The sequence below is a fragment of the Streptomyces sp. NRRL F-5755 genome (genome assembly GCF_001279365.1).
In the GTDB taxonomy this organism is placed as follows: domain Bacteria; phylum Actinomycetota; class Actinomycetes; order Streptomycetales; family Streptomycetaceae; genus Streptomyces; species Streptomyces rimosus.
Genome location: NZ_LGCW01000073.1, coordinates 1 through 12,220, shown reverse-complemented (window position 1 = coordinate 12,220; position 12,220 = coordinate 1). Strand labels below are relative to the sequence as shown.

At 71.7% G+C, this 12,220-nt stretch carries 10 protein-coding genes and 1 other RNA gene; 10 read left to right on the top strand and 1 reads right to left on the bottom strand.

The genetic code is table 11. The features are described 5' to 3' along the window. Positions 1 to 42 precede the first annotated feature (42 nt). From ffs to ADK86_RS10675, 10 genes are all read left to right on the top strand, one after another. Positions 43 to 141: signal recognition particle sRNA small type (gene ffs, locus ADK86_RS40105), an RNA gene on the top strand. 52 nt (positions 142 to 193) lie between these two features. After that, complete coding sequence (locus ADK86_RS10715) at positions 194 to 2,905, top strand: DNA polymerase III subunit gamma and tau (RefSeq protein WP_053696359.1); 2,712 nt, start codon at positions 194 to 196, stop codon at positions 2,903 to 2,905. 336 nt (positions 2,906 to 3,241) lie between these two features. Beyond that, positions 3,242 to 3,598 (top strand): YbaB/EbfC family nucleoid-associated protein, encoded by a 357-nt coding sequence (locus tag ADK86_RS10710; protein WP_003984656.1) that lies wholly within the window; start codon positions 3,242 to 3,244, stop codon positions 3,596 to 3,598. Between the two features lie 157 nt (positions 3,599 to 3,755). Beyond that, positions 3,756 to 4,355 carry a recombination mediator RecR gene (gene recR / locus ADK86_RS10705; protein WP_030601787.1) on the top strand — a complete coding sequence of 200 codons (600 nt, stop codon included), beginning with the start codon at positions 3,756 to 3,758 and terminating at the stop codon, positions 4,353 to 4,355. Next, a complete protein-coding gene (locus tag ADK86_RS10700; RefSeq protein ID WP_003984654.1) occupies positions 4,348 to 5,013 on the top strand; it encodes a DUF5063 domain-containing protein in 666 nt (221 codons plus the stop codon). Before recR ends, ADK86_RS10700 begins: the two co-directional genes overlap by 8 nt. Positions 5,014 to 5,375: 362 nt before the next feature. Beyond that, positions 5,376 to 6,647 carry an aspartate kinase gene (locus tag ADK86_RS10695; protein WP_003984653.1) on the top strand — a complete coding sequence of 424 codons (1,272 nt, stop codon included), beginning with the start codon at positions 5,376 to 5,378 and terminating at the stop codon, positions 6,645 to 6,647. Then, a complete protein-coding gene (locus ADK86_RS10690) occupies positions 6,644 to 7,786 on the top strand; it encodes an aspartate-semialdehyde dehydrogenase (RefSeq protein WP_053696358.1) in 1,143 nt (380 codons plus the stop codon). The genes ADK86_RS10695 and ADK86_RS10690 overlap by 4 nt, the downstream gene beginning before the upstream one ends. A 415-nt stretch (positions 7,787 to 8,201) precedes the next feature. Beyond that, positions 8,202 to 8,873 (top strand): SigE family RNA polymerase sigma factor, encoded by a 672-nt coding sequence (locus tag ADK86_RS10685; RefSeq protein WP_394297252.1) that lies wholly within the window; start codon positions 8,202 to 8,204, stop codon positions 8,871 to 8,873. Beyond that, positions 8,870 to 10,189: a DUF4232 domain-containing protein gene (locus ADK86_RS10680; protein ID WP_053696357.1), complete on the top strand. Its 1,320-nt coding sequence runs from the start codon at positions 8,870 to 8,872 to the stop codon at positions 10,187 to 10,189. Before ADK86_RS10685 ends, ADK86_RS10680 begins: the two co-directional genes overlap by 4 nt. An 85-nt stretch (positions 10,190 to 10,274) precedes the next feature. Beyond that, the gene (locus ADK86_RS10675) at positions 10,275 to 11,213 is read left to right on the top strand and encodes an SURF1 family protein (RefSeq protein ID WP_053696356.1); all 939 of its coding nucleotides are present in this window, start codon (positions 10,275 to 10,277) and stop codon (positions 11,211 to 11,213) included. A gap of 24 nt (positions 11,214 to 11,237) precedes the next feature. On the opposite strand, the gene ADK86_RS10670 is transcribed toward ADK86_RS10675, so the two are convergent. Then, positions 11,238 to 12,074 (bottom strand): pentapeptide repeat-containing protein, encoded by an 837-nt coding sequence (locus ADK86_RS10670; RefSeq protein WP_053696355.1) that lies wholly within the window; start codon positions 12,072 to 12,074, stop codon positions 11,238 to 11,240. Positions 12,075 to 12,220: the final 146 nt, after the last annotated feature.

Below are 12,220 nucleotides of genomic sequence, written 5' to 3'. Positions count from 1 at the left end.
GGGCGGGGTCGTGTGTGGGGGGCGGGATCCGCTAGGGTTGGGCGCAGCCCCTCACGTGGCGCTATCTCACCGAACTCCCCCAGGGCCGGAAGGCAGCAAGGGTAAGTGAGCTCTGGCGGGTGCGTGGGGGGCGTTTGCGTTCCGGGGATCGGGGGCGGCCCGGTTGTCAGTGCGGGCCGATATCGTCGTATGCGTGTCGTCCCTCGCGCTGTACCGCCGCTACCGCCCCGAGACCTTTGCTCAGGTCATCGGGCAAGAGCACGTGACCGATCCGCTGCAGCAGGCCCTGCGCAACAACAGGGTCAACCACGCGTATCTGTTCAGTGGGCCGCGTGGCTGCGGCAAGACGACCAGTGCGCGCATCCTGGCGCGCTGTCTGAACTGTGAGAAAGGTCCCACTCCCGATCCGTGCGGGGAGTGCCAGTCGTGTGTGGATCTCGCGAGGAACGGGCGAGGGAGCATCGACGTCATCGAGATCGACGCCGCTTCGCACGGTGGTGTCGACGACGCGCGTGAGCTGCGGGAGAAGGCGTTCTTCGGGCCGGCCAGCAGCCGGTACAAGATCTACATCATCGACGAGGCCCACATGGTCACGTCGGCGGGCTTCAACGCGCTGCTCAAGGTGGTCGAGGAGCCGCCGGAGCATCTGAAGTTCATCTTCGCGACGACCGAGCCCGAGAAGGTCATCGGGACGATCCGGTCGCGTACCCACCACTACCCGTTCCGGCTGGTGCCGCCGGGGACGCTGCGCGACTACCTGGGTGAGGTGTGCGGGCAGGAGGACATCCCCGTGGAGGAGGGTGTGCTGCCGCTCGTCGTGCGGGCCGGGGCCGGGTCCGTGCGTGACTCGATGTCGGTGATGGACCAGCTGCTCGCCGGCGCGGGCGATGCCGGTGTGACATATGCCATGGCCACGGCCCTGCTCGGGTACACCGACGGGTCGCTGCTGGATTCGATCGTGGAGGCGTTCGCCGCGGGCGACGGGGCGGCGGCCTTCGAGGTCGTGGACCGCGTCATCGAGGGCGGCAACGACCCCCGGCGGTTCGTGGCCGACTTGCTGGAGCGGCTGCGGGACCTGGTGATCCTGGCGGCGGTGCCGGACGCGGCGGAGAAGGGCCTGATCGACTCGCCTGCCGATGTCGTCGAGCGGATGCAGGCCCAGGCGTCGGTGTTCGGGGGCGCGGAGCTGGCGCGCGCCGCCGACCTGGTCAATGTCGGGTTGACGGAGATGCGGGGGGCGACCTCGCCGCGGCTGCAGCTCGAACTGATCTGCGCGCGGGTGCTGCTGCCTGCCGCGTACGACGACGAGCGCTCGGTGCAGGCACGCCTCGACCGTCTGGAGCGCGGGGCGAGCACGGCCGGGCTGAACCTCGGTGGCGCGGTGTCGACGGGCATCGGCGGACCCGAGGTCGAGTACGTACCGGGGCCGGGGCCCGGCAGCCATGCCGCCGCGCCGCCTCCCGCGGGCCCGCCCGCCGGACCGTCCGGCCCGGCCGCGGCGCGGGCCGCGGTGCGGGGGATGGGTGGGGGGAGTGCCCCCGCGTCGGCATCCGGGGGGGCTTCGGAGCCCATGGCAGCAGGTGCGCAGCCCTCGGGGGCAGGTGTACAGCCGGTGGCAGCGGGCGGGCAGCCTGCGGGAGCGGGAGCAGGAGCGGCACCGGCGGCCCCCGGTGGTCCCGGTGAGCAGGCTGCTCATGGGGCTGCTGCTGGTGCGCCTGGAGGCGGGGCGGCTCCCGGGGCTTGGCCCGGTGCCGGTTCCGGCGCTGCGTCCGGGGCGTCCGGTGGGGCGGCGGCCCAGTCCGGCGCTCAGCCCGGGGCCTGGCCTGGTGCTGGAAGCAGCCAGGGGGCCGGCCAGAGTGGTGCCGGTGCCGGTGCCGGTGCCGGAGCCGGTGCTAGCGCCGGACAGCGGCAGCCCGGTGCCTGGCCCGGGCAGCAGGGGGCTGGTGGTGCGGCCGCTGGGCGGCAGCCCGGTGGGTGGCCCACGGCTGCGGCGCCTGGGCAGGGTGGTCCGGCCGGTGGCGGTGCGCCGTCCGCGCCGGGTCAGTCCGTACCCGTACAGCATGGGCAGCCGTCCTCGTACGGACAGCAGCCCCAGTCCGGGCAGCCGGCCCCGCAGGGGGGCGGCAACATGGCGCAGGGGGCCGCCCAGGTGCGGCAGCTCTGGCCGGAGATTCTGGAGGCCGTGAAGGGCCGACGGCGCTTCACCTGGATTCTGCTCAGCCAGAACGCGCAGGTCGCCGGGTTCGACGGCACGACGCTGCAGATCGGCTTCCCGAACGCGGGTGCTCGCGACAGCTTCGCCAACGGCGGCAGCGAGGACGTGCTGCGGCAGGCGCTGGCCGAGAAGTTCAACGTGCAGTGGAAGGTCGAGGCGATCGTCGATCCTTCCGGGGGCACCAATCCGCCCGGCGGTGGCGGTGGCGGCGGCGGTTACGGCGGAGGCGCGCCGCAGGGCGGCGGCTTCGGCGGCGGCCCCTCGGGCGCGCCCGCGCAGGGCGGCGGCCAGGGCGGGCCGGGCGGACCGTCCGGCGGGTACGACGGCGGTTCCGGGTACGACGCGGGTGGTGCCACGGGCGGCGGCCAGGGCGCGCAGATGGCGCGGCAGGCGGTCGCGCCGACGAGTGCCCCGGCCGGAGGCGGCGGTTACGGGTCCGGCGGCACCGGCACCGCCGGTGGCGGCGGGAACGCTGGTTCCAGCGGGTCGTACGGGTCCGGAAGCGGTGCCGCGGGCGGTGCCGGTCCGGAGGCCGGGTATCGCGAGCCGGAGCCCGCACCGGTGTCGATAGAGGACGACATGCCGGCCGAGGACGACCCCGACCTCGTCGACTCAGCCCTGAGCGGACACGATCTGATCGTCCGCGAGCTGGGCGCGACAGTGGTCGAGGAGTTCAACAACGAGTTCTGACGAGTTCTGACGACGAGTACTGACGGCGAGTACCGACCACGAGCACCGACAACACCGATAACACCGATAACACCGACAACGAGGTCTGGCCGCGTCCGGGACGGCAACGCGCACTGACCGCGGACGGCCGCGGACGAAGGGTCAGGCCCGGACGAAGGGCCAGGCCCGGACGAAGGGCCAGGCCCGGACCGGCTACCGGGACGTGCCGGACCCTGGTGACGGCGCGCGCCGCGCCCGTACCGCCGTGCTCCTCCGTACGGCGTAGGGCGTAGCGCCGTTCGAGCACGTAGGCTCGGGCTACCGCACCAATCGTTGTCGTACGGCAGGAGTCACGTAGTGATCCCCGGTGGTCAGCCCAACATGCAGCAGCTGCTCCAGCAGGCCCAGAAGATGCAGCAGGATCTCGCGGCGGCCCAGCAGGAGCTGGCCGAAACGCCCGTCGAGGGTTCGGCGGGAGGCGGCCTGGTCAAGGCGACCGTGAACGGCTCCGGCGAGCTCAAGGGCCTGGTCATCGACCCCAAGGCGGTGGACCCCGAGGCGGGGAGCGCGGAGGAGAACGCGGAAACTCTCGCGGACCTCGTTCTGGCCGCCGTACGGGACGCCAATGCCAGCGCCCAGCAGCTCCAGCAGGAGAAGCTCGGCCCGCTCGCCCAGGGCCTGGGCGGCGGCGGCATCCCCGGCCTCCCCTTCTGAGCCATCCGGCTTCGGGCCTGGTTCCGGCCCCGGGCCTGTCCCCGTCACAGGGACGGGCCCGGGGGAAGAGTTACGGGGACGGGGCTCCAGAGGGCTCCCTTTCCGGGGAGCAGCCAACTAGCGTACGCAGCACGGCAGAAGAGAGAGAAGACGTTCCGTGTATGAAGGCGTGGTCCAGGACCTGATCGACGAGCTGGGCAGACTGCCCGGCGTCGGTCCCAAGAGCGCGCAGCGGATCGCCTTCCACATTCTTCAGGCCGAGCCGACCGACGTGCGCCGGCTCGCGAACGCGCTGATGGAGGTCAAGGCGAAGGTGCGGTTCTGCAGCGTCTGCGGCAATGTCGCGCAGGACGAGCAGTGCCGGGTCTGCCTCGACCCCCGCCGCGATCCGGCGATCATCTGCGTCGTGGAGGAACCCAAGGACGTCGTGGCGATCGAGCGGACCCGCGAGTTCCGCGGCCGCTATCACGTGCTCGGCGGGGCGATCAGCCCGATCGAGGGCGTGGGCCCCGACGATCTGCGGATACGGGAACTCCTGGCCAGGCTCGCGGACGGCACGATCACCGAGCTGATCCTGGCCACCGACCCGAATCTGGAGGGCGAGGCCACGGCCACGTACCTCGCGCGCATGGTCAAGCCGATGGGCCTTCGGGTGACGCGGCTGGCCAGCGGACTGCCCGTCGGGGGCGATCTGGAGTATGCCGACGAGGTCACGCTCGGGCGGGCCTTCGAAGGGAGGAGACTTCTCGATGTCTGATGCCACGCTGCACGACGCGACGCAGAACCCGGACGATTTCGCCGTACAGATCTCCGACTCGATCGAAAGCTTCATCGTCGCGGTCACCGAGGTGGCCAAGGGCGACGAGCCGGACAGTGCCGTGCCGTTTCTGCTGCTGGAGGTCTCCCAGCTGCTGCTGACCGGCGGCCGGCTGGGCGCGCACGAGGACATCGTGCCGGACGAGCGGTACGAGCCCGACGTCGGCCCGGAGCCGGACGTGGACGAGCTGCGGGAGCGTTTCGCCCGGCTGCTGGACCCGGTCGACGTGTACTCCGAGGTCTTCGACCCGTACGTACCGCGCAGCGAGCCCGTCGCGTCCCGGATCTCGGACGATCTCGCGGACATCATCACGGACCTGCGGCACGGGCTGGCGCACTACCGCGCGGGCCGGATCAGCGAGGCGCTGTGGTGGTGGCAGTTCTCGTACCTGTCGAACTGGGGTCCGACGGCGAGCGCGGCCCTGCGCGCGCTGCAGTCGCTGGTCGCCCACGTACGCCTCGACCAGCCGCTGGACGCGCTGGACGGCCTGGACACGGACAGCGGCGCGGTGGACGGCGACGAGGAGCGGCTGGCCGAGGAGGCCGGCAAGGTCATGGCGGCGGAGATCGCCGGGCCGCTGGGGCTGCGGCGGGTGTGAGACGGCCCGGTGGGCGGGTACGCGTTCTCATGACGCGGCCCACCCGTACGGCCGCGGCCTCGACACCGTACGGCCGCCACTTCGGTCTCGTACGGTCGCACCTCGATTCCGTACGGTCGCACCCCGATGTGACCTGGCTTACCTTTCCGTGTGCCCTCGGAAGAAGCGGGCATGTGCTGGCCGAGCGGGCGCAACGGCGCGCCCACGCCGGTCCACGACAACGCGTGACGTGAGCCAGATGTCTCACCATGTGGTATTGGCGAGGCGGATTCCGCCTGCTCGTTAGACTGAGCCGACCGCAGTACCCCCATGTCAGGGGGTCCGGGAGGAAACTCCCGAAGAGACAGTTGCGAGGAGCGCACGTGGGCCTTGTCGTGCAGAAGTACGGCGGCTCATCCGTTGCGGATGCCGAGGGCATCAAGCGCGTTGCCAAGCGAATCGTCGAGGCCAAGAAGAACGGCAACCAGGTGGTTGTGGTGGTCTCCGCGATGGGCGACACGACGGACGAGCTGATCGATCTCGCGCAGGAAGTGTCCCCGATGCCGTCGGGGCGCGAGTTCGACATGCTGCTGACCGCCGGAGAGCGGATCTCCATGGCCTTGCTGGCGATGGCGATCAAAAACCTCGGTCACGAGGCGCAGTCCTTCACCGGCAGCCAGGCCGGTGTCATCACCGACTCCGTGCACAACAAGGCGCGGATCATCGATGTCACCCCGGGCCGCATCAAGACGTCCGTGGACGAGGGCAACATCGCCATCGTCGCCGGTTTCCAGGGCGTCTCCCAGGACAAGAAGGACATCACCACGCTGGGGCGGGGCGGCTCGGACACCACCGCCGTCGCGCTGGCCGCGGCGCTGGACGCGGATGTCTGCGAGATCTACACCGATGTGGACGGCGTCTTCACCGCCGACCCCCGGGTCGTGAAGAAGGCCCGGAAGATCGACTGGATCTCGTTCGAGGACATGCTGGAGCTGGCCAGCTCCGGTTCCAAGGTGCTGCTGCACCGCTGCGTCGAGTACGCCCGCCGTTACAACATCCCGATCCACGTCCGCTCGTCCTTCTCGGGACTGCGCGGCACCTGGGTCAGCAACGAACCGCAAGGGGACCAGCCCATGGAGCAGGCGATCATCTCGGGCGTCGCGCACGACACCTCCGAGGCGAAGGTCACGGTCGTCGGCGTGCCGGACAAGCCGGGCGAGGCGGCGACGATCTTCCGCGCCATCGCGGACTCCGAGGTCAACATCGACATGGTCGTGCAGAACGTGTCGGCCGCCTCGACGGGTCTGACCGACATCTCCTTCACGCTGCCGAAGGACGAGGGCCGCAAGGCCGTCGCGGCGCTGGAGAAGACCAAGGCGTCGGTGGGCTTCGACTCGCTGCGCTACGACGACCAGATCGCCAAGATCTCGCTGGTCGGCGCCGGTATGAAGACCAACCCCGGGGTGACGGCGACCTTCTTCGAGGCGCTGTCCAACGCGGGCGTGAACATCGAGCTCATCTCGACCTCCGAGATCCGCATCTCGGTCGTCACCCGCGCCGACGACGTCAAGGAAGCCGTGCAGGCCGTGCACAGCGCCTTCGGTCTCGACAGTGAGAGCGACGAGGCCGTGGTGTACGGCGGCACCGGTCGATGACGACCTCCTTCTCGGGTACGGCTACGGGCCGCGCGGACGACCGCGCGGCCCGTAAGCCGCATCTGGCCGTCGTCGGCGCCACCGGCGCGGTCGGCTCGGTGCTGCTCGGCATCCTCTCCGAGCGGGCCGACATCTGGGGCGAGATCCGGCTCATCGCTCCCCCGAGCTCTCAGCTGCGTTCGGGCAAGGGGGACCCCTACTCCCGCTCGGCCGGCCGCAAGCTGACCGTACGGGGCGAGGAGGTCGAGGTCCTCGCGCTGGACGAGGAGGTCTTCGACGGCATCGACATCGCGGTGTTCGACGTACCGGACGAGGTCGCCGCGCAGTGGGCGCCGATCGCCGCCGCCAAGGGCGCGGTGGTCGTGGACAGCTCGGCAGCTTTCCGGCTGGACCCGGACGTGCCGCTGGTGGTCCCCGAGATCAACGCGCACGCGGCGCGGGTGCGCCCGCGCGGCATCGTCGCCAACCCGAACTGCACCACGCTCTCGATGATCGTCGCGCTGGGCGCGCTGCACGCCGAGTACGGGCTCAGCGAGCTGGTCGTCTCCTCGTACCAGGCCGTCTCGGGCGCGGGCCAGGACGGCGTGGACACGCTGCGCTCGCAGCTTGCCGCGGTCTCGGGTACGGAACTGGGCACCACGCCCGGTGACGTACGGCGGGCGATGGGCGACACCCTCGGGCCGTTCCCGGCGCCGGTCGCGCTGAACGTCGTGCCGTGGGCCGGGTCCCTGAAGGAGGACGGCTGGTCCTCGGAGGAGCTGAAGGTCCGCGACGAGTCGCGCAAGATCCTGGGGCTGCCCGGTCTGCGGGTCTCCGCCACCTGCGTACGGGTTCCCGTGATCACCACCCACTCGCTGACCGTGCACGCGCGGTTCGAGAACGAGGTCACGGTCGCCGGGGCGCACGAGATCCTGGCCTCCGCCCCGGGCGTCGTGGTCTGTGACGATCCGGCGCAGGGCGAGTTCCCCACGCCCGCCGATGTGGTCGGCACGGACCCGACCTGGGTCGGGCGGGTGCGGCGGGCGCTGGACGACCCCCGTGCGCTGGAGCTGTTCGTGTGCGGGGACAATCTTCGTAAGGGCGCGGCGCTGAACGCGGCACAGATCGCCGAGGTGGTCGCGGCGGAGCTGGCGGCGTAGGACGCCGGAGCCCGGCCCGGGGGAGGGCCGGTGTCCGGTAATCGGTGCTCCGTGGCCGGGAACCGCTGTCGGCGGTCCCGGTGGGCCGCTTCGGGCCGGGCTCTGACCCGATTGGTGCTGTCACTGATCCGCTCAGGAGATACCTTGTGAGTCGTGTGAAGGTCCTGTGAGCGAGTCGTTGGTCCAAACCACTTGAACTGGCCCGACGGCGTGTTCGACCATGCGCTTCTCCCCTTGCTGCAACCGGTAGTTGGGAGGGGAGCGTCTTTGTGGCCGCCCCTCGCGGGTGGCCATGGTCGTGCGGGACAAATGGGGTATTTGGGGAGCAGCTGGTACGCATGAGGGCATTTGACTCACCGTCAAAAACGGTGTCTTGCGCGTACAACCCTGATGGGGGGAAACGTGTCCAACAGGCGTGGCAGAGGTACTCGGCATCACGATCGCCCCAGGGGGCTCCGGTGGCACGGCGGTGCGGCCGTTGCGGCCCCGGCTGCCCGGGGGCATGCCGGTGATCGCCCCGTGGCCCGCCGCGCAGCCCGCGCAACCCACGCAGATCTCTCCCCAGCGTGGGGACACTGACGACGCGATGGCTGCGGGCACGACTGTCGACCATCTCACCGAGACCTACCGCGCGCACTACCGTTCGCTGCTGGGACTGGCCGCGCTGCTGCTGGACGACACCGCCTCGTGCGAGGACGTCGTCCAGGAAGCCTTCATCCGGGTGCACTCCGCCCGGGGCCGGGTGCGTGACCCCGAGAAGACCCTTGCCTATCTGCGCCAGACCGTCGTCAATCTCTCCCGCTCCGCGCTGCGCCGCCGCATCCTCGGGCTGAAGCTGCTCTCCAAGCCGATGCCCGACATGGCCAGCGCGGAGGAAGGCGCGTACGACCTCCTGGAACGCGACCAACTGATCAAGGCGATGCGCGGGCTGCAGCGTCGCCAGCGCGAGGTCCTGGTCCTGCGGTACTTCGCGGACATGACCGAGGCGCAGGTCGCCGAGACCTTGGGGATATCGCTCGGTTCGGTGAAGGCGTACGGCTCACGGGGTATCGCGGCGCTGCGCGTCGCCATGGAGGCTCCCGCATGAGTGGCAAGCAGTTCGGCCCGTACGACCCGCATGATCCGCAAGGCCCGCACGACCGGCAGGAACCGCACGTTTCGCAAGAGCGGAAGGACTCGGACGGCTCGTACGGCTCGCACGGATCGTACGACTCGTACGATCCGCGCCGCTGTCAGGAGGCGGGCGACGCGGATGATCCGTGCGCTGCCCGCGATCCGCAGGGTCCGGACGGTGACGGCTCCGACATCGGTTCCGGGAGCGGTTCCGACATCGGCTCCGGAGCCGGTTCCGGCGTAGGTGAGGACGAGCTGCGGCGGCTGCTGCGCTCCGCCGTCGACGACCTGGAGCCCGCCCCCGACGCGCTCGACCGGCTGCGCCGCGCCGTCCCGGCCCGCCGCCGGCGGCGCCGCCACGCCGTGGTCGGCGCGGCCGCGGCCCTCCTGCTCGGCGGTACGTCCATCCCCGCGATGGTGCACGTGGCCAGCTTCACCGACGGCCCCGAGGACCGCCCCGCCAACGCCGCCAGCACGCAGCGCACCCCGGGTGGCGCCACGGGCTCGCACGGCGAGGGCACGGAGCGCACCGGCAAGCCGCCGACCGGAAGCGGCGGCAAGAAGACGGAAGAGGGGGCCAAGCCCTCCGAGCCGGGCAAGGGCCCGGACAAGGACGGCAAGCAGCCCGGGACCGGCGCCGGAACCACCCCCGATCCGTCAGCCACGATGGACGTCACCTCGCCCGCCTGCTCACGTGCGCAGCTTGGCAACGGTGTCAGCCACGTCGGCCCGGCCGACTCGGCGGGCCGGGTCTACGGCTCGTTCCGGGTGGTGAACACCTCCGACACCACGTGTTCGGTCGAGGGTGGCGGCCAGGTCGGCGTCCTCGCCCAGGGCAGTACGAACAGCTCGCGCATCAGCGTCGTGGACCACACGGCGGGCGACGCGGCCCCCGGCCTGCCCGACCCGATCACGACGCCGGACCAGCTGGTGCTCAAGCCGGGCCAGGCGTACGAGGTCAAGTTCGCGTGGGTGCCGGCCGAGGGCGGCGGGGTCACCGGCTGCACGGCGCCCCCGCCCTCGCCGTCCCCGGGCCCGTCCAAGGCGCCCGGTGAGACCTCGGCCGGCGCCTCGGCGGCGGCCACGGACAGCGGCAGCGGCGGTGGCACCACGGGCGGCGGCGGCCAGGCCGGCGGCGACGACGGCACGCCGGGCGGCGGTTCCAAGCCACCGGGCGGTGTCGTGCTCAATCACACACCCGAGGCCGGGGAGCCCGCGGCGGCGGACGCCAAGATCCCGGACGCCTGCGCGGGCACGGTCTACCGCACCGAGGCGCTGCCCGCCAAGTAGCCGGTGGTCCCTGCCGGGCGCGCGGCGGTGGGGCGGCTCGGCCCCGCCGTCCGGCCCGGGCGGCGCTCCCCGTACCGTTGGCCATGTGTACCGGTTCCTGCTGACCCCGCGGTGGTGGGGAATCAACGTCTTCGCCGTACTGGCGATCCCTTTCTGCGTCTTCATGGGCAGCTGGCAGCTGGGCCGCTTCGAGGACCGCGTCGACACGCACCACCAGCAGGAGGACCGGTCCGCCGAGGCGAAGACCGCGGCCGCCCGGCCGCTCGCCGAGCTGCTGCCGGTGGACAAGGTCACCTCCGGCCGCCAGGCCACCGCGACCGGCCGCTACGACACCGCGCACCAACTGCTCGTACCGGACCGCCGGCTCGACGACCGGCGCGGCTTCTACGTGCTGACGCTGCTGCGCACGGACGGCGGCAAGGCCCTCCCGGTCGTACGGGGCTGGCTGCCCGGCGACGCGAACGCGCCGGAGGACCGGGCGAAGGTGCCCGCGCCGCCGAACGGTGCGGTGAAGGTCACCGGCGCCCTGCAGGCGTCGGAGAACCAGGGCACCGACGGGGTGCACGCGGGCGGCGGGCTGCCGGCCGGGCAGCTCGGCATGATCAGCGCGGCGTCGCTGGTCAACATCGTGCCGTACGACGTGTACGACGCCTGGATCACCGTGACCGACGCGCAGGCCCCGCTGCGCGCCGTACCGCCGACGGCGGCGGAGGGCAGCGGCCTGGACCTGAAGGCGTTCCAGAACCTGGGCTACACCGGGGAATGGTTCGTGTTCGCCGGCTTCGTCCTCTTCATGTGGTTCCGGCTCTTCCGCCGGGAGGCAGAGGCGGCCAGGGACGTGGCGCTGGGGCTGGTTCCGGGGGAGGGGGCCGGCGGGGCGGACGGTGGTGCGTCCGCGGGGAAGACGGATGACAGCGCGCCTGCGGAGAAGGCGGACGGGCGGAACGGTGCGTCCGGGGAGAACGCGGGCGAGGCGGAGAACGGTGCGTCCGGGGAGAAGGCGGCCGGGGCGCCGCGGCCCTGACCGCCCTGCCGGGACGCGTCCCCGCTACTTCCAGTGAGCCGGGCGGCTCAGGCCCGTCGGCAGCTTGGTCGCCGCGTCGCCTCTGGCCGCGTTGAGCTGGGCCTGGGTGACGAAGATCGCGCCGGTGAGGTCGGCGCCGCTCAGGTTCGCGTCGCGGAAGTCCACGCCGATCAGGTCGGCGGTACGCAGATCGGCGCCCGTGAGGTCGGCGGCGATCAGGTAGGCGCCGCGCAGATTGGCGCCCCGCAGGTTGGCGCCCGCGAGCCGGGCACCCATCAGGTCGGCGCCCCGGTGGTTCTTCTTGCGGCCGGGAACGGCGGCCCGCACCAGTTCGCTGGTCCGCAGCAGCAGCGCGTTGACCTCCTGCCGTACGGCCCCGACGTCCACCTGGGCAAGCTCCTCGGCGGTGCCCCGGGTGAGCCGGTCGGTCTCCTTCAGGGCCCGGCGGAGATCCTTGTGGACGGGACGGGCGGGCGGCAGCGACAGCGCCTCGGTCAGGTACCAGAGCAGCTCGTGGAGCTGGCGCATGACGGGGAACACGTCGAACATCGGCCGCGCCGAGTCCGGCGCGCTGCGCCAGTCCGTACCGCCGAAGGTGACCTGGGAGACCTTCTGGCCCGCGCCGAAGCAGTCGAAGACCGTACAGCCGGAGAAGCCCTTGTCGCGGAGGCGGGCGTGGATACCGCAGCTGAAGTCCGCCTGGAGATTGCCGCACGGCTTGCCCGCCGGCTTGTCGACCGCGAAGTCGGCCGAGGCGGCGAAGGGCAGCGCCACACAGCACAGCCCGAAGCAGCTGCCGCAGTCGGCCTGCAGGTCGAGACGGCCGTCACCGGCCGAGGGGGCTTCCTGCTTCTGGGACACCGCGCGTGATCTCCTGCCACAAGACGAGCAGGAGCGCGCTCCTGCCACATGATGAGCACTGCGTCCGCGATTGCCGTGCTCCGTACAAACCTCCATTGTCCCGGATGGGGAGGGGAGGCGGGGTGGGGGTTCGGGCGCTGGGGTGG